Here is a 17123-nt window from a genome sequence, read left to right on the forward strand (position 1 = left end):
TGCCGCTGGCGTGTTGAGGGACGGATCGGGGTCCACTGGGCGATCATCGGCCCGACATGCCGGACACATCACCTGGTGAGCCGCCGGCTCACACCCCCGCCGAAGAACCCCGCGGCTGTCTCTTCGCGCTGTCCCAGCCGCCCCTGATGATCTTCCTAGCGGTGATCGGAACCCTGCTGCTGCTCGCCGCCGTACACGACCTCTTCCTGCTCTGAGCCGTGCGTGTCCGCCTCCTTGCGGCGCGCCCGGTAGGCGGCCACGTGGAGCCGGTTCCCGCAGGTCCGGCTGTCGCAGTAGCGCCTTGAGCGGTTGCGGGAGAGGTCGACGAAGGCCCGTCGGCAGTCGGGGGCCTCGCAACGCCGCAGCCGCTCCTGCTCTCCCGAGACCACGATGAACGCCAGCGCCATGCCGCCGTCCGCCGCCAGGTGGTCGCCCACCGAGGCGCCCGGCGCGAAGTAGTGCACGTGCCAGTCGTAGCCGTCGTGATCGGTCAGCCGCGGCGTGGTGCCGGCCGTGGCCACCAGCTCGTTGATCAGTGCGGCAGCCGCGCGGGGGTTCGGGGCGGCGAAGGTCTGCGCGAACTTCTCGCGGACGGTGCGCACCCCGGCGAGGTCGCGGGCGCCGAGCTCGCCCACGTCGCTGATCGCGTACTCCTGGACGAAAGCGCGCAGGGCGCCCACGTCGGACAGTCCGTCGGGCCTGCCGGGCTCGGCCGCGGTGTTCACCAGCGCGACGACGACGTCGAGCGCGCGACGGGTGTCGTGGGGGATCTGCACGGGGTCTCCCTGGGGGCCGGGCCTGCGGCGATCGGTCACTGCCGCGTGGGGGGCCGACTCTAGTCGCCCCCGGCCGCCGCCGGGAGGTGCGGCCGCTCCCGCGACGCACCGCGGCGCCGCTCCCGCGGTTGGCTTCCGCGAGAACAGCGCCGGCACTGCCACATGTGATTGTTCCTCCCGCACCGTCGCCCCGAGTCGGACGGTGTCGGGTGGCCCCCCGGCCGCTGCCGGGAGGAGCGCTCGTCCTGGGTCAGCTTTCGGCCAGGATGTGGGAGAGCTCCTTGTCGAGGTCGAAGTGCCGGTGTTCGGTCCCGGGTGGGACCGCGGCGTCCGTCCGCTTGAGGAATGACTCAAGGGCTCGGGCGGGTGCTTCGAGCAGTGCTTCTCCTTCCGGAGAGCTGAGGGCGATGCAGACGACTCCCTGACCGTGGCTGCGGGACGGCCAGACGCGGACGTCGCCGGTGCCGGTGGGTCGGTGGAGACCCTCTGCGAGGAGGTCGCGGGCGAATACCCATTCGACCGTCTCCTCGGCGCCGGTGTGGAAGGTGGCGTGCACGGCGTAGGGATCGGCCGTGTCATACCGCAGGCCCGCGGGAACAGGCAGTGAGGACTCGCTCGACACAACGAGGCGCAGGTGCAGCTCGCAGCTGACCGTGGTGTTCATAAGCGCCAGGGCCTTTCGCTCAGTGTGCGCTCGGGGATTCGCACGTCGGCGAAATCGACATGCCACCTACGGTGGCGTTGTAAACCCCTCTGACCGTTTTGCGGACCTCTGGGTCCCTCGTACGGCGGATCCAAACGACCGATCGCGTGTGCTTCCGGCCCGCGTTTCACCTCCGGTAGATTCGACCCATGAATACGGGGAGTGACCGCGAGACCAACGAGTCCGCGCAGGGCGGAACGGATTCCGCAGCCGAGCCGCACGTGTCGAAGGCGCCCGCCTTCGTCAAGGCCAACCGCAGCCTCCACCTGAGCTGGCAGGTCGGGGTGTTCATCGTCGGTCTTGCCGTGATAGCCGCGGGCGTCGCGATGCTGGTCCTGCCGGGCCCGGGCTGGGTCGCGATCTTCGCGGGCCTGTTCATCTGGGGGACCGAGTTCGCCTGGGCCCAGGTGGTGCTGCGCTGGACGAAGCGCAAGGTCGCCGAGGCCGCCCAGAAGGCCATGGACCCCCGGGTGCGCCGCCGCAACCTCATCCTGACCGGCGTGGGCCTCACCGTGGCGGGCGCGCTGATCGGCTTCTACCTGTGGAAGTACGGCCTCGTGCTGCCGTGGAACATCAAGGACCAGTGATCGGCACCTGATGGCGTAGAGCGCCGCTGACATGCGGTAATGTTTGCGGTGCGTCCGGGCGATTAGCTCAGTGGGAGAGCACTTCGTTCACACCGAAGGGGTCACTGGTTCGAACCCAGTATCGCCCACCGGACCGAAGGCCCGGAGACTCGTGAAGAGTCTCCGGGCCTTCGTCGTGCGCGGCCACCGCGGGCGTTCTCGCGCCCTCGTGGCTGGCCGCCGGTCCCGTGCGCCGACCGGGAACCGCGCGGGCGCCAGGGGGCCCCTGGGGCCGCGCCGGGGGGCATCGGGCGGCGGGCGGACGCGCACCGGGATAGCCCGCTCGCGCCCGGGGCAGGCTCGGGGCATGGACCGCAGCCCCTCGCGCCGACCGAATCGCTCCCGTTTCCGTTTCCGCAGCGTGTGGGACCTCGACGCCCCGCCGTCGGCCGTCTACCGCGCCCTGGAACAAGCCGGCGACTACCCGCTCTGGTGGCCCCAGGTCCGCCGCTTCGAGTCCGACGGCGCCGACGGCCGCGCCGGCACCGCCGTCATCCGCTCCGTACTCCCGTACGCGCTGCGCGTCACCGCGACCGAGCTGCTGCGCGACCCCGCCCGCGGCGTGCTGGAGGTCGCCCTGGGCGGGGACCTCGAAGGATGGGCGCGGTGGACGGTACGCCCGCGCGGGGCGCGGACGCGCGCCCTGTACGAACAGGAGGCCGAGGTGTGCCGGCCGTTGCTGCGCTTCCTCGCGGTGCCCGGACGGCCCCTGTTCCGGCTCAACCACGCCCTGATGATGCGCGCCGGGCAGCGTGCCCTCGCGGCGCGGCTGGCGGCCCTGCCGGAAGCGGTTTGAACAGAACCCCGGGGCTCTTGTATTGTTCAACCCGTTCCGGGCGATTAGCTCAGCGGGAGAGCACTTCGTTCACACCGAAGGGGTCACTGGTTCGATCCCAGTATCGCCCACCGGGACAGGCCGGTCCGTCGCAAGACGGACCGGCCTTCCGCGTTCTCGGGTGTCCGCAGGCGCCGTTCACGCGGCGGCCGGGACCTCCGGACGCAGCGGCCAGTGCGGGTCCACGGCTTCCGGGGTGCCCTGCCGGGCGAACCAGGCCTGCAGTCCCCGCGCCTGCGCCGCGTGCCACACCGCCTGGAGCGTGTGCAGTTCCGCCGGTGTCAGCCGCTCCAGCCGGCCCGCGAACCGGCGCCCGAGCGCCCGTACGAGCTCCAGCGAGGCCAGCGCGTCCGCCGCCGCGTCGTGCGCCCCCTCCAGCTCTATCCCGTAGTGCGCGCACAGGTCGCCCAGGGTGCGGCGGCCCTTGCGGTAGCGGTCCAGGTGCTTGTCCAGCACCCGCGGGTCCAGCACCGTCAGCGGCCGGTCGTCCAGGTACCGCGCCAGCGAGGACGCCCGGTGCCTGCGCAACTCCCGGTCCAGCAGCGTCAGGTCGAACGGCGCGTTCATCACCACCAGCGGCCGGCCCGCCAGGCGCTGCTCACCGAGCGAACGGGCTATCTCCTCCACCACCGGCGCCGGCCAACGGCCGTTGCGCTGGAGGTGTTCGTCGGTCAGGCCGTGCACTTCCGTGGCGCCCCGGGGCACCGGGATACCCGGATTGACCAGCCAGCGGGTGGTGCGGACCCGGCCGCCCGCACACTCCTGCACGACGAGCGCGGCGGACACGATCCGGTCCTGCTCGACGTCCACCCCGGTCGTCTCCGTGTCGAATGCGGCCAGCGGGCCCTCGTACCAGCGTGTCATGGCGAACTCCTCGTCCCCGATCGGCAGATGGGGCGCGACGGGAACTCGCCACCCCCTTGCCCGAATCGGTGATACCCGGGCTGTTTGCCCCGTACGCCGTTTGCCGCACCTCTGCTGCGGAGACAACCTCCTTGGGGGACCGCACACCTGATCTGCCATCACCCCCATCACCCCTCACGAGGCAGAGCCCACAAGGCATGGGGAGCCGGCCATGGCGCTCGCGCAGCCCGAACCGGGCGGGGTGCTGCAAGGGCGGATCGGACCGCGGACGGACGCGGGGACCGGACCGCTGCGCGGCTCACTCGCCACCACCGCCTGCATGGAGACCCTCCAGGTGGGCTACCTGCACGCCGTCGCCGCCGCGGCCGGCTGCTCGCTGTCCCAGCCCTTTCCCGACAACGGCATCGACTGGCACGTCAGTCACGGCGCGGCCGAGCACGTCGTCGACGACGAGGTCACCATCAAGGTGCAGTTGAAGGCGACCTACCAGGTACCGCCGCGGCCGGCCGGCGCGACCTTCGGCTTCACCCTCGACAACGAGCACCTCGTGAAGCTGGCCCGCACGCCGGTCGCCGTCCACAAGATCCTCGTGGTGATGCTCGTCCCACGGGAGCGCGGGCAGTGGCTGAGCGCCGGGCACGACCGGCTCGACCTGAGGCACTGCTGCTACTGGACCAATCTCGCCGGGCACCCGGTGACCGGCCGCCGCCGGACCACCGTACGGATCCCCACCACACGGATCTTCGACGACCGGGCGCTCTGCGAGATCATGACCCGGGTCGGGTCGGGAGGGACACCCTGATGAACTGGCACCCGCCGCGCCTCGAACCGCTCTCGTCCCCGCAGTTCACGCCGGACGCGCCCGACGCCGCGCACGTCGACCCGGCCGTGCTCGGCGCGCTCCTGCACCGCCACGGCTGGCTGCGGCGGGGCGGCGCCGCCGGACGGTACGGGCGCTGGACCCCGCCGGGACAGGAGGGCACGAGCCTGCTCGTGCCGGAGAGCCGGGCCTTCCCCGACTGCGCCGACCTCCTGGAGGAGGCGCTGAGCGCCCTCTCGCGCGGCGGGCTGCCCTCGGCGAAGGAAGTGCTGCTCGGGCTGAGCGTGCCGAGCGACGAGATCCGCTGGGAGCGGGAGTTCCCGGAGGGCGCGTACGCGACCGGACGGGCGGAGGCCTGGCCCGTGCAGGAACAGCTCCGCTCGGCCGCCCGGCAGCTGCTGCTGGCCGGGGCCCTCGCCGCCCGCGCCCGCGCCGGATACTTCGGCGCACGGCACCGCGCGCAGGCCGGGCGGTCCCTGGACGGCGTGCTCGTGGGCCCCTCGCCGGGCGGCCGCCGGCTGACCGCGTACCTCCCGGTGGACGGGGGCCGGGAGGTGGTCACCCGGCTGCACCACGCCCTGCACGCGGCGCGCGAAGCGGTGGACTACCGGCGGGCCACCGGCGGCATGGACGCCTTCGACGCGGCGGTGGGGGCCGGGGTCAGCCGGGAGCTCGCGGACGCGCTGATCGCGCTCGTACGGGGTTCCGAAGGGGCCCGCGTCTCGCTTGCCTGGGCCCCGGCGGCCGGGGCCCCCGCCGGATGCGCGGCAAGGCCGGAGCCGGTGGAGTTCTCCCCGGGCGACCTGCCGGTGCTGCGGGAGGCGGCGGCCCGGTACACCCGGGACGAGCCGGCGCCGGCGGTGCGCCTGGCCGGGGCGGTGGTCCGGATGCGGCGCTCGGCCCCCGGGGGCGGCGGGACGGTCCGGCTGCGGGTGCTGGCGGGGGCGGAGGTGCCCTACGTACGGGCCGAGCTCGACGAGGAGGCGTACCGGGTCGCGGGTCACGCGCACCTGGTGGGCCTGCCGGTCCGGGTGAGCGGCCGGCTCCAGCGCCGGGGCGGCTTCCGCCGGCTGACCGACGCCACCGACGTCACCCCCGTCCCGCTGGACGAGGTGGAGCGGGACCGCCTGATGAAATCGCTGGACGAGTCCTTCGACCCGGCGGACGCCCTGCCCGCCGACGACTAGGCACTGTCCGGCCCAGGCCGTCTCTTCCGGATCTTGCCTGGCCCGCGCCGCCCGACAGGATCCGGAAGAGACGGCTTAGACGCCCGGCCCGCGGGTGAAGGAGGCCATCAGCAGGCCCGGCGCGGGGGAGAAGTCCTCGCCGCGCACGAAGCCCAGGCGGTCGTAGAGCCCCACCGCGGGGACGTTGGCGGCGCCCGTGGTGACCTCGACCGGGCGGCCCGGGAAGAGCTCGGTCAGCGCGTGGCGCAGCAGCAGGGAGGCGATGCCCAGACGGAACCGGGCCGGCGCCACGCAGAGCCGGTCGATGCATACACCGCCGTCGGCCCGGTCCTCCCAGGCCAGGAACCCGGTGAGCTCCCCGGACCCGGAGACGGCGCCGACCCAGTGGAGGTCCTGCGCCCGCATCTCGGGGAGGCTCTCGCGCAGTGCCGGGATGCCGTCGAAGCCGATCAGCTCGGCCTCCACCGCGTAGGAGTCGCGCCCGATCCGGAACACGGCGGCCGCGGTGGCCTCGTCGGCCAGGTCCAGCGGCCGGATCTGCGGGTTCGCCATACGGTCCCTCCGGTGGAGTCGGGCGGTCGGCCCACACTACCGGGCCCCTCGGCCCGCCGGCGCCCGCGCCCGGCACCGCGCCGGCCCGCGCCCGGAGGGCCCGGAGGGGGAGGGCAGCCGGGCGGGGGCCTGCGCGGGGCGGCCCCGGCGATAACCGTTTAGCGGCGCGGCCACAACGCTCGGTACGATTCAGGCGCGCAGTGTTCCCTCGCGCACCCCCAGAGTTCAGGAGAGACCGGTGTCAGACGTCCGTGTGATCATCCAACGCGATTCCGAGCGGGACGAGCGCGTGGTGGCCACGGGCACTACGGCGGCCGAGCTCTTCGCCGGCGAGCGCACCGTCGTGGCCGCGCGCGTCGCGGGCGAGCTCAAGGACCTCTCGTACGAGCTGAGGGACGGCGAGTCCGTCGAGCCGGTGGAGATCTCCTCCGAGGACGGCCTGAACATCCTGCGCCACTCGACCGCGCACGTCATGGCACAGGCCGTGCAGGAGCTGTTCCCCGAGGCCAAGCTGGGCATCGGCCCGCCGGTCCAGAACGGCTTCTACTACGACTTCGACGTCGCCAAGCCCTTCACTCCCGATGACCTCAAGGCCATCGAGAAGAAGATGCAGGAGATCCAGAAGCGCGGCCAGAGGTTCTCCCGCCGCGTCGTCACCGACGAGGCGGCCCGCGAGGAGCTCGCCGACGAGCCGTACAAGCTGGAGCTCATCGGCATCAAGGGCTCCGCCTCGTCCGACGACGGTGCGGACGTCGAGGTGGGCGGCGGCGAGCTGACCATCTACGACAACCTGGACGCGAAGACCGGCGAACTGTGCTGGAAGGACCTCTGCCGCGGTCCCCACCTGCCCACCACCCGCAACATCCCCGCGTTCAAGCTGATGCGCAACGCCGCCGCGTACTGGCGCGGCAGCGAGAAGAACCCGATGCTCCAGCGCATCTACGGCACCGCCTGGCCCTCGAAGGACGAGCTCAAGGCCCACCTCGACTTCCTCGCCGAGGCCGAGAAGCGCGACCACCGCAAGCTCGGCAGCGAGCTCGACCTCTTCTCCATCCCGGACGAGATCGGCTCCGGCCTGGCCGTCTTCCACCCGCGCGGCGGCATCATCCGCCGGACCATGGAGGACTACTCGCGCAAGCGGCACGAGGAGGAGGGCTACGAGTTCGTCTACTCCCCGCACGCCACCAAGGGCGCGCTCTTCGAGAAGAGCGGTCACCTGGACTGGTACGCGGAGGGGATGTACCCCCCCATGCAGCTCGACGGTGGTACCGACTACTACCTCAAGCCCATGAACTGCCCGATGCACAACCTGATCTTCGACGCGCGCGGCCGCTCCTACCGCGAACTGCCCCTGCGCCTCTTCGAGTTCGGCACCGTGTACCGGTACGAGAAGTCGGGTGTCGTCCACGGCCTGACCCGCGCCCGCGGCTTCACCCAGGACGACGCGCACATCTACTGCACCCGCGAGCAGATGGCCGAGGAGCTCGACACCACCCTCACCTTCGTCCTCGGCCTGCTGCGCGACTACGGTCTGACCGACTTCTACCTGGAGCTGTCCACCAAGGACCCGGAGAAGTTCGTCGGCTCGGACGAGGCCTGGGAGGAGGCGACCGCCGTCCTCACGCAGGTCGCCGAGAAGCAGGGTCTCCCGCTGGTCCCGGACCCGGGCGGCGCCGCGTTCTACGGCCCGAAGATCTCGGTCCAGTGCAAGGACGCCATCGGCCGCACCTGGCAGATGTCGACGGTCCAGCTCGACTTCAACCTGCCGGAGCGGTTCAACCTGGAGTACACCGCCCCCGACGGCTCCCGCCAGCGGCCGGTCATGATCCACCGCGCGCTGTTCGGCTCCATCGAGCGGTTCTTCGCGGTGCTGCTGGAGCACTACGCGGGCGCCATGCCGCCGTGGCTGGCCCCGGTCCAGGCGGTCGGCATCCCGATCGGCGACGGGCACGTGGAGTACCTGCGGGAGTTCGCCGCCGCGGCGAAGAAGAAGGGGCTGCGCGTCGAGGTCGACGCCTCCTCCGACCGCATGCAGAAGAAGATCAGGAACCACCAGAAGCTCAAGGTCCCGTTCATGATCATCGTCGGTGACGAGGACATGGCCGCGGGCACCGTCTCCTTCCGCTACCGCGACGGTTCGCAGGAGAACGGCATCGCCAAGGACGAGGCGCTGGCCAAGCTGGCCAAGGTCGTCGAGGACCGCGTCCAGGTCTGACCGGCACCGCCCTCAAGGAGCCCCCGGGGAACTTCGGTCCCCCGGGGGCTCCTCCTCGTCCTCCCGCCGGAAGACCTGGATCAGCCAGGACGAGAAGCTGCCCGTCACCGCGCCCAGCAGGGCCAGCCCGCAGACCATCAGCCCGACCGCGATCAGCCGGCCCGCCGGGGTCACCGGGGCCACGTCGCCGTAGCCCACCGTCGTCAGCGTTTCGCACACACACCACACCGCGTCCCAGAAGGTGCGGATGGCGGACCGCGGGTCCCGGTGCTCGTGGTAGTAGAGGCCGAGGGCACCGGAGAAGCCGAGCAGGACCGCCGAGAGACCGGCGTACGTGATCACGCGCTGGTGCAGCCCCCGGCGCGGGCGCTCCCGGCGGGCCTGGATGGCGTCGTGGACCTTGACCATGCGCAGCGGCCGCAGGGTGGGCAACAGCACGATCAGCGTGTCCAGCCAGTGCCGGCGGACGAACCGCAGCGGCCGGCGGCCGCTGAGCACCATGCGCACCACGTAGTCGCCGATGAAGCACAGCCAGGTCAGCAGGACCACGATCCCGGCGCCGTCCCGCCACAGGTGATCCGTGGGGGAGGCGAGCACGCGCACCGCGTACCCGGCGATGAACAGCAGCGAGGCGTAGAACAGCGGCAGCTCCGTACGGCGCTCCCAGGTCTCCTCGCGGGTCGTCGGGTCGTGGCGCATCCGCCCAGCATCGCCGGTCCCGGGGCGGTGTCCGCCCCGGCGACACGCCCGGCGGGGGCAAGGTCATATGCTGCATCCCATGACGAGTGAGCCGGAGCAGCAGATCGGTGTGGGTACGCAGGACGCGTTCCAGCGTCTGTGGACGCCCCACCGGATGGCCTACATCCAGGGCGAGAACAAGCCGACCGGCCCGGAGGCCGGGGACGGCTGTCCCTTCTGCGGGATTCCGGAGATGTCCGACGAGGACGGCCTGGTCGTGGCCCGCGGCAAGCACGTGTACGCCGTGCTGAACCTCTACCCGTACAACGGCGGCCACCTGATGGTCGTCCCGTACCGGCACGTCGCCGACTACACCGAGCTGGACGGCCCCGAGACGGCCGAGCTCGCCGAGCTCACCAAGCGGGCCATGAGCGCGCTGCGCAAGGCCTCGGGGGCGCACGGCTTCAACATCGGCATGAACCAGGGTGCGGCGGCGGGAGCCGGTATCGCCGCACACCTGCACCAGCACATCGTGCCCCGCTGGGGCGGGGACACGAACTTCATGCCGGTGGTCGGCCACACCAAGGTGCTGCCGCAACTCCTCGCGGACACCCGCCGGATGCTCGCGGAGGCCTGGCCGAACGACTGACCGGGCCTGCCGGCCGGACGACCGGCCGCGCCGGACGACCGGGCCTGCCGGCCGAACGACCGACCGGGCCGAACGACCGACCGGGCCGAACGACCGGCCCGGTCCGGGCCTACGCGTCGGGCCCGGTCCGGGCCTACGCGTCGGGCCCGGTCCGGGCCTACGCGTCGTAGACGTCCGCCTTGCGCGGGGCGGGCTCCTGGATGAGGCCGCTCATGATGGACGAGCGGTTCGTGAAGCGCTCGGTGTCCACGCCGTTCTCCTCCAGCACCCGGAACGCGGCGGCGTGCACCGCCCGCAGCACCGGCGTCACCGTGCGCAGCGCGTCGTCGGCCATGAACCGGTGGCGCCACATGGAGCCCGCCCAGACGTGGCGTACGCCGAAGGGCTCCGGCAGGATCAGCTTGCCGCCCAGGTAGTCCAGCAGCGGCGGGTACCAGGTCAGCGGGGCGCGCACGGCCAGGCGTACCACCTCGTCGGCGTCCACCAGCGGCAGCCGGCGCTCGACCGTCTCCCAGAACCGGAGGGACTTGGCGACCTCGACGGTCTTGGGCGCGGACTTCGTGGTGAACAGGCCGTGCACGGGACCGAGCGCGTGGGCCGTGACGTCCACCCGGAGGGTCTTGTACAGCACCGTGACGGTCACCATCATCGTGATCACCAGCTGGCCGTCCCAGAGCGGGTACTGGATGCCCAGGTAGTGCCGGTTGCCGGCGCTGAACTGCTGCTCGTTGCAGATCCGGGTGATCTCGTGCGGCTTCACGAGGAAGGTGTCGACGTCCTCGCCGGTGGGGCGGGCCACTTCGGTGGCGCCCTCGCCGATCGGCGTGACGATCCAGTGCTGGATCGAGGCGGCCGGGAAGCCGCCGGTGTGCAGGGGGCCGCGCTCCAGCTTGCGCAGCTCGGCGTCGACCGCGCGTATGACGTCCCAGCTGCGGAACGGGTGGATCTCGGCGCCGTCCGTCTTCGGGACCAGTTCCTCCGCCATCTGCCAGCTGCCCCAGCGGGTGCCCATGCCGAGGATGCCCTTGGGACCGGCGTAGAAGACGGAGTTGCTGCGGTCCTCGGCGGTCAGCTTCGCCAGCTGGCGGCGCAGGTCCTCGCGGGCCTTCTCGTCGGGGTTGCCGGGCACCGCCTCGGGGATCTTCGCGGCGACCCCGCCGCCGCCGAGCAGCCCGTCCCAGCGGGAGCGCATGTCGGCGGCGGTGGCCTCGCAGAGCCGGCGGGCCAGGAACCAGCCCGCGGCCGGGGCGATGACCATGGCGCGCAGGTAGAGGCCGAAGAAGCCGGTGAACGGCAACCGGAACATCAGCACGGCGATGACGATGCCGACGCCGACCAGGAGCGCGGTGCCCGCCCAGGACCCCCGCTTGCCCTTGGCGAGCCACTTGCGGAGCTGGAACAGGCCGAGCCAGAGCATCAGCCCGGGCAGGAACACCACCCCGCACACCAGGGTGATCAGGCGCAGCTTGCGGTCGCGTTCCTTGCGGATGCGGGACGCGGCCAGGCAGTGCTCCACGACGGTCTGCGGGTCGGCGCCGAACGACTGGATCAGGGGTTTGCGGGCGGGGCCCAGGGTGCGGGCCTCCACGGCCCGGCAGAAGGCCTCGCCGAGGTTGGGTTCGAGCAGGGAGATCTTGCCCGGCTTGACCTTCGACTCGTGGTACTCGTTGTTGGCCTTGAGGATCTCGTCGACCTTGCCGTCGCGGTAGGCGGCGGAGGCGAGCGCGTTGGTCGCGGCGGTCTGCCCCCCGCCCCCCTGCAGCGGAATCTGCGCGCCGGGCCTGAAGTCGAATCCGTCGTCCGCCACCGTTGCCCCCATCGACGTGCCGTCATACGTGCTGCTCCGCCTGCGGTTCGCCCGCCGGCGTGGTGTGTCCGCCCCGCCGAAGAGCCTATCGGCGGAGCCCACCCCGTGGTCATGGGACAGGGAAATACCGCCCACCGCAACAAGGTTGAGTAGGCGGCATCCCGTGTGCTATGTGGATTAACTTCCCTTCTCGGCCTGTTCGCGAACCTTGTCCGCCAGCTGCGGGGGCATCGCCTCGTGCCGGGCGTACGTACGGCTGAACCCGCCCGTGCCGTGCGATACGGAACGCAGCTCCACCGCGTACCGGCCGATCTCGATCTCGGGGATCTCGGCGCGCACCCGGGTCCGCCCGGAACCGGCCTGGTCTGTGCCGACGACGCGGCCGCGGCGGCCCGCGAGGTCGCTCATGACGGGGCCCACGTACTCGTCCGGGACCAGGACGTCGAGTTCCGCGACGGGCTCCAGCAGGTGGATCGGGGCCTCGGCGGCGGCTTCGCGCAGGGCGAGGGCGCCCGCGGTCTGGAACGCGGCGTCGGAGGAGTCGACCGAGTGCGCCTTGCCGTCGAGCAGGGTGACGCGGACGTCGACCAGCGGATAGCCGGCCGCCACGCCCCGGGCGGCCTGGGCGCGCACGCCCTTCTCCACGGACGGGATGAACTGCCGCGGCACGGATCCGCCGACGACCTTGTCCACGAACTCGATGCCGCTGCCCGCCGGGAGGGGTTCCACCTCGATCTCGCAGATGGCGAACTGTCCGTGCCCGCCGGACTGCTTGACGTGCCGCCCGCGCCCGGCGGCCTTGGCGCCGAAGGTCTCGCGCAGGCTCACCTTGTGGGGGACGGGGTCGACCTGCACCCCGTAGCGGGTGCGCAGCCGCTCCAGGGCGACGTCCTGGTGGGCTTCCCCCAGGCACCACAGCACGAGCTGGCCGGTGTGCGGGTTCTGTTCCAGCCGCATGGTCGGGTCCTCGGCGACGAGCCGGGCCAGGCCCTGGGAGAGCTTGTCCTCGTCGGCCTTGCTGTGGGCCTCGATGGCGAGGGGCAGGAGGGGTTCGGGCATCGGCCAGGGCTCCATGAGGAGCGGGCCGTCCTTGGCCGAGAGGGTGTCGCCGGTCTCGGCCCGGCCCAGCTTCGCCACGCAGGCGAGGTCACCAGCGACGACGTGCGTGAGGGTGCGCTGCTGTTTGCCGAAGGGGGAGGTCAGGGCGCCGATCCGCTCGTCGACGTCGTGGTCCTCGTGGCCCCTGTCGGACAGGCCGTGCCCGCTGACGTGCACGGTCTCCTCCGGGCGCAGGGTGCCCGAGAAGACGCGGACGAGGGAGACGCGGCCCACGTAGGGGTCGGAGGAGGTCTTGACCACCTCGGCGAGGAGCGGCCCGTCCGGGTCGCAGGTGACCTCGGGGCGGGCGGCGCCGTCGGGGGCGGTGACGGTGAGGGGGGCGCGTTCCAGCGGGGTGGGGAAGCCGCCGGTGACCAGTTCGAGGAGTTCGACGGTGCCCAGGCCCTGGCGGGCCCCTTCGGCGGCGGGCGCGGCCATCAGGACGGGGTGGAAGGTGCCGCGGGCGATGGCCCGCTCCAGGTCGTCGATCAGGGTCTTGAGGTCGATGTCCTCGCCGCCGAGGTAGCGGTCCATGAGGGTCTCGTCCTCGCTCTCCGCGATGATCCCCTCGATCAGGCGGGAGCGGGCCTCGGAGATCAGCGCGAGCTCGGCGGGGTCGGGATCGCGCTCGGTGCGCTCGCCGGAGGTGTAGTCGTAAACCCGCTGGGACAGCAGCCCGAGCAGGCCGGTGACGGGTGCGTGCCCGTCGGGCCCGGCGGGGCCGTGCAGGGGCAGGTAGAGCGGGATGACGGCGTCCGGGTCGTCGCCGCCGAAGATCTCGCCACAGACCGTGGTCATCTGCGTGTAATCCGCCCGGGCTGCCTCCAAATGGGTGACGACGATGGCCCGCGGCATGCCCACCGCCTCGCATTCGTCCCAGACCATGCGGGTGGCCCCGTCGATCCCGTCGGCGGCCGAGACGACGAAGAGGGCCGCGTCCGCGGCGCGTAGACCGGCCCTGAGTTCCCCGACGAAGTCGGCGTATCCGGGGGTATCGAGCAGATTGATCTTGATTCCGCCCCATTCGACGGGGACGAGGGAGAGCTGGATGGAGCGCTGGCGGCGTTGTTCGATCTCGTCGTAGTCGGAGACGGTGCCGCCGTCCTCGACCCTTCCGGCCCTGTTGACGGCCCCTGCGGTCAGGGCCAGGGCTTCGACCAGCGTGGTCTTCCCGGCGCCGCTGTGGCCGACCAGCACGACGTTCCGTACGGATGCGGGGCGGTCGGCCGTCAGTGCCCTGCCGGCGGCCCCGGCTTGGTGTGATGTGGCTCCCATGGTGATCGTGCCTCCCGGTGTCGCGGTGAGGAGGGTGACTGGGGTTCTTCGAGCTTTGCACCGCCGTCACACTGCGTCCATACGTCGTACCGGGTGCTGTCCGGAGCGTGACGCGGGGGTTGCGCGGGGATTGTCCGGCGCGAACCGGTGGGTGCGGGGCGGTGGGGGTCCGGGGCGCTGGCTACGATGGGCCAGCCGGTGGCCGATGGGGCCGTGCGGCCCAGCGACCCTCCGGGAAGGCCATGCTGAACAAGTACGCGCGTGCATTCTTCACGCGTGTTCTCACGCCATTCGCCGCTTTTCTCCTCCGTCGGGGGGTGAGCCCGGACGCGGTCACGCTGATCGGCACGGCCGGAGTGGTGGCGGGAGCGTTGGTCTTCTTCCCCAGGGGCGAGTTCTTCTGGGGCACGATCACCATCACCCTGTTCGTGTTCTCGGACCTGGTGGACGGGAACATGGCCCGCCAGGCCGGGGTCTCCAGCCGCTGGGGCGCGTTCCTCGACTCCACCCTCGACCGGGTGGCGGATGCGGCGATCTTCGGGGGGCTCGCACTCTGGTACGCGGGCTCCGGCCACGACAACGTGCTGTGCGCGGTGGCGATCTTCTGCCTGGCCAGCGGGCAGGTGGTCTCGTACACCAAGGCCCGCGGCGAGGCGATCGGTCTTCCGGTCGCCGTCAACGGGCTCGTCGAGCGCGCCGAGCGGCTTGTGATCTCGCTGGTCGCGGCCGGTCTCTCCGGGCTGCAGACCTTCGGGGCGCCGCCTTGGATCGGCGTGCTGCTGCCGGTCGCGCTGTGGGTGGTGGCGGCGGGCTCGCTCGTCACGCTGATCCAGCGCGTGGTGACCGTGCGGCGCGAGGCGGCGGAAGCCGACGCCGAGGCGCACCTGTCCGAAGGCGGCGCGGCCTGATGGGCAAGGCGCAGGACCGGCTCGTCGACGGGCTCTACGGGCTCGGCTGGGCGGCCGTCAAAAAGCTGCCGGAGCCGACCGCGGTGGCCCTGGGCCGCCGGATAGCCGACACGGCGTGGAAGCGGCGCGGCAAGAGCGTGCTGCGGCTGGAGTCGAACCTGGCCAGGGTCGTTCCCGACGCGGGCCCGGACCGGCTGCGGGAGCTGTCCCGGGCGGGCATGCGCTCGTACATGCGGTACTGGATGGAGTCCTTCCGGCTGCCGGCGATGGACGCGCGGCGGTTCTCGGCCGACGTGGAGATGGCCGACGAGCACATCCTGCGCGAGGCCATCGCCTCCGGGCGGGGGGTCGTCGTGGCCCTGCCGCACCTGGCGAACTGGGACCTGGCCGGGGCCTGGGCGACCAGCCACCTCGGCATCCCGTTCACCACGGTCGCCGAACGGCTCAAGCCGGAGTCCCTGTACGACCGGTTCGTGGCCTACCGCGAGAGCCTGGGCATGGAGGTACTGCCGCACAGCGGCGGGGCCGCCTTCGGCACGCTCGCGCGCCGGCTGCGCTCCGGCGGCCTGGTCTGTCTGGTCGCCGACCGGGACCTGTCCGCCTCCGGGGTCGAGGTGGACTTCTTCGGCGCGACGGCACGGATGCCGGCCGGGCCCGCGCTGCTGGCGCAGCAGACCGGGGCGGCGCTGCTGCCCGTGACGCTGCACTACGGCGAGACCCCGCGGATGTACGGGCGGATCCACCCCGAGGTGCCGGTGCCGGCGGCCGGGACGCGGACCGAGAAGACCGCCGTCATGACGCAGGCGGTCGCCGACGCGTTCGCGGCGGGGATCGCCGCACACCCCGAGGACTGGCACATGTTGCAGCGGCTGTGGCTGGACGACCTGGAGGAGCGCGCCTAGTGAAGATCGGCATCGTGTGCCCGTACTCGTGGGACGTGCCGGGCGGCGTCCAGTTCCACATCCGGGACCTGGCGGAACACCTGATCCGCCTCGGCCACGAGGTGTCGGTCCTCGCCCCCGCGGACGACGAGACCCCGCTGCCGCCGTACGTGGTCTCGGCGGGGCGGGCGGTGCCGGTGCCCTACAACGGGTCCGTCGCCCGGCTGAACTTCGGCTTCCTGTCGGCGGCGCGGGTACGGCGCTGGCTCCACGACGGGGTCTTCGACGTGATCCACATCCACGAACCGGCCTCCCCGTCGCTGGGCCTGCTGTCCTGCTGGGCGGCGCAGGGCCCGATCGTGGCCACCTTCCACACCTCCAACCCGCGCTCGCGGGCGATGATCGCGGCCTACCCAATCCTCCAGCCGGCCCTGGAGAAGATCAGCGCCCGGATCGCGGTGAGCGAGTACGCGCGGCGCACGCTGGTGGAGCACCTGGGCGGGGACGCGGTGGTCATCCCGAACGGGGTGGACGTGGACTTCTTCGCCTCCGCCTCGCCCAAGGCGGAGTGGGGCGGCAAGACCCTCGGCTTCATCGGCCGGATCGACGAGCCGCGCAAGGGCCTGCCCGTGCTGATGGCGGCGTTCCCGCGGATCGTCGAGGAGTGCCCCGACGTACGCCTCCTGGTGGCCGGCCGCGGCGACGAGGAGGAGGCTGTGGCCTCCCTCCCGGCCGGCCTGCGCTCGCGGGTCGAGTTCCTGGGCATGGTCTCCGACGAGGACAAGGCCCGGCTGCTGCGCAGCGTCGACGTGTACGTCGCCCCGAACACGGGCGGGGAGAGCTTCGGGATCATCCTGGTCGAGGCACTGTCGGCGGGGGCGGCCGTCCTGGCCTCGGACCTGGACGCGTTCGCCCAGGTCCTGGACCAGGGCCGGGCGGGCGACCTCTTCGCGAACGAGGACTCCGACGCCCTGGCCGCGGCCGCGGTCCGCCTCCTCCACGACCCGGCCCGCCGCGCGGAACTCAGCGCCCGCGGCTCCGCGCACGTACGCCGCTTCGACTGGTCGACGGTCGGCGCGGACATCCTGGCCGTCTACGAAACGGTCACGGACGGCGCCGCCGCCGTGGCCACGGACGAACGCATCCCCCTCCGCACCCGCCTGGGCCTCTCCCGGGACTGACGGGGCGAACGGACGTACGGGACAACCTCGTTCGGGTGTATCTCAACCGGGGTGAGCCGTGTTGTGGT

The 17123-nt window shown here is 72.1% G+C and carries 16 protein-coding genes and 2 tRNA genes; 11 read left to right on the forward strand and 7 right to left on the reverse strand.

The features are described from left to right. Nucleotides 1-155 precede the first annotated feature (155 nt). Nucleotides 156-776, reverse strand: a complete 621-nt coding sequence (locus OG861_RS25400; RefSeq protein ID WP_329193750.1) for a CGNR zinc finger domain-containing protein — start codon at nt 774-776, stop codon at nt 156-158. A gap of 250 nt (nt 777-1026) precedes the next feature. Next, nucleotides 1027-1440 (reverse strand): SsgA family sporulation/cell division regulator, encoded by a 414-nt coding sequence (locus OG861_RS25405; protein WP_030011909.1) that lies wholly within the window; start codon nt 1438-1440, stop codon nt 1027-1029. Nucleotides 1441-1628: 188 nt separating this feature from the next. Between OG861_RS25405 and OG861_RS25410 the strand changes: the two genes are divergently transcribed. From OG861_RS25410 to OG861_RS25425, 4 genes are all read left to right on the forward strand, one after another. After that, on the forward strand, nt 1629-2066 hold the full coding sequence (locus OG861_RS25410) for a TIGR02611 family protein (RefSeq protein ID WP_329193747.1): 438 nt from the start codon (nt 1629-1631) through the stop codon (nt 2064-2066). 56 nt (nt 2067-2122) lie between these two features. Continuing rightward, nucleotides 2123-2194, forward strand: a tRNA-Val gene (locus OG861_RS25415). Between the two features lie 218 nt (nt 2195-2412). Further along, nucleotides 2413-2901: an SRPBCC family protein gene (locus tag OG861_RS25420; protein ID WP_329193745.1), complete on the forward strand. Its 489-nt coding sequence runs from the start codon at nt 2413-2415 to the stop codon at nt 2899-2901. A 38-nt stretch (nt 2902-2939) separates the two neighbouring features. Beyond that, nucleotides 2940-3011, forward strand: a tRNA-Val gene (locus OG861_RS25425). 67 nt (nt 3012-3078) lie between these two features. On the opposite strand, the gene OG861_RS25430 is transcribed toward OG861_RS25425, so the two are convergent. After that, nucleotides 3079-3804, reverse strand: coding sequence for a 3'-5' exonuclease (locus OG861_RS25430; protein WP_329193743.1), 726 nt, complete (start codon nt 3802-3804; stop codon nt 3079-3081). Between the two features lie 211 nt (nt 3805-4015). On the opposite strand from OG861_RS25430, the gene OG861_RS25435 reads away from it, so the two are divergent. Both OG861_RS25435 and OG861_RS25440 read left to right on the forward strand, forming a co-directional pair. Then, entirely contained in the window at nt 4016-4606 is a 591-nt protein-coding gene (locus OG861_RS25435; RefSeq protein ID WP_329193741.1) for a DUF4365 domain-containing protein, read from the forward strand. Beyond that, a complete protein-coding gene (locus OG861_RS25440) occupies nt 4606-5811 on the forward strand; it encodes a hypothetical protein (RefSeq protein WP_329193739.1) in 1206 nt (401 codons plus the stop codon). The genes OG861_RS25435 and OG861_RS25440 overlap by 1 nt, the downstream gene beginning before the upstream one ends. Nucleotides 5812-5886: 75 nt before the next feature. Here the strand turns inward: OG861_RS25440 and OG861_RS25445 are convergent, their stop codons facing one another. Then, on the reverse strand, nt 5887-6363 hold the full coding sequence (locus OG861_RS25445) for a GNAT family N-acetyltransferase (RefSeq protein ID WP_329193737.1): 477 nt from the start codon (nt 6361-6363) through the stop codon (nt 5887-5889). Nucleotides 6364-6601: 238 nt separating this feature from the next. Here OG861_RS25445 and thrS point away from each other — a divergent pair, with 238 nt between their 5' ends. Continuing rightward, nucleotides 6602-8578 (forward strand): threonine--tRNA ligase, encoded by a 1977-nt coding sequence (gene thrS / locus OG861_RS25450; protein WP_329193734.1) that lies wholly within the window; start codon nt 6602-6604, stop codon nt 8576-8578. Nucleotides 8579-8590: 12 nt separating this feature from the next. Here the strand turns inward: thrS and OG861_RS25455 are convergent, their stop codons facing one another. Then, nucleotides 8591-9277 (reverse strand): potassium channel family protein, encoded by a 687-nt coding sequence (locus tag OG861_RS25455; protein WP_329193731.1) that lies wholly within the window; start codon nt 9275-9277, stop codon nt 8591-8593. A gap of 67 nt (nt 9278-9344) precedes the next feature. Between OG861_RS25455 and OG861_RS25460 the strand changes: the two genes are divergently transcribed. Further along, nucleotides 9345-9905 (forward strand): HIT family protein, encoded by a 561-nt coding sequence (locus OG861_RS25460; protein WP_329193729.1) that lies wholly within the window; start codon nt 9345-9347, stop codon nt 9903-9905. Nucleotides 9906-10062: 157 nt separating this feature from the next. Here the strand turns inward: OG861_RS25460 and OG861_RS25465 are convergent, their stop codons facing one another. Then, nucleotides 10063-11712 (reverse strand): hypothetical protein, encoded by a 1650-nt coding sequence (locus tag OG861_RS25465; protein ID WP_329193728.1) that lies wholly within the window; start codon nt 11710-11712, stop codon nt 10063-10065. A gap of 177 nt (nt 11713-11889) precedes the next feature. After that, the gene (locus OG861_RS25470; RefSeq protein WP_329193727.1) at nt 11890-14085 is read right to left on the reverse strand and encodes an elongation factor G-like protein EF-G2; all 2196 of its coding nucleotides are present in this window, start codon (nt 14083-14085) and stop codon (nt 11890-11892) included. A gap of 242 nt (nt 14086-14327) precedes the next feature. On the opposite strand from OG861_RS25470, the gene pgsA reads away from it, so the two are divergent. Genes pgsA through OG861_RS25485 form a run of 3 tightly spaced genes read left to right on the forward strand, consistent with a single transcriptional unit; the run spans nt 14328 to nt 17055 of the window. Then, nucleotides 14328-14993: a phosphatidylinositol phosphate synthase gene (gene pgsA, locus OG861_RS25475; RefSeq protein ID WP_329193725.1), complete on the forward strand. Its 666-nt coding sequence runs from the start codon at nt 14328-14330 to the stop codon at nt 14991-14993. Next, nucleotides 14993-15895 (forward strand): phosphatidylinositol mannoside acyltransferase, encoded by a 903-nt coding sequence (locus tag OG861_RS25480; protein WP_329193723.1) that lies wholly within the window; start codon nt 14993-14995, stop codon nt 15893-15895. Before pgsA ends, OG861_RS25480 begins: the two co-directional genes overlap by 1 nt. Beyond that, the gene (locus OG861_RS25485; protein WP_329193721.1) at nt 15895-17055 is read left to right on the forward strand and encodes a glycosyltransferase family 4 protein; all 1161 of its coding nucleotides are present in this window, start codon (nt 15895-15897) and stop codon (nt 17053-17055) included. The genes OG861_RS25480 and OG861_RS25485 overlap by 1 nt, the downstream gene beginning before the upstream one ends. Nucleotides 17056-17123 lie beyond the last annotated feature (68 nt).

The sequence above is a fragment of the Streptomyces sp. NBC_00539 genome (assembly GCF_036346105.1).
Classification (GTDB): domain Bacteria; phylum Actinomycetota; class Actinomycetes; order Streptomycetales; family Streptomycetaceae; genus Streptomyces.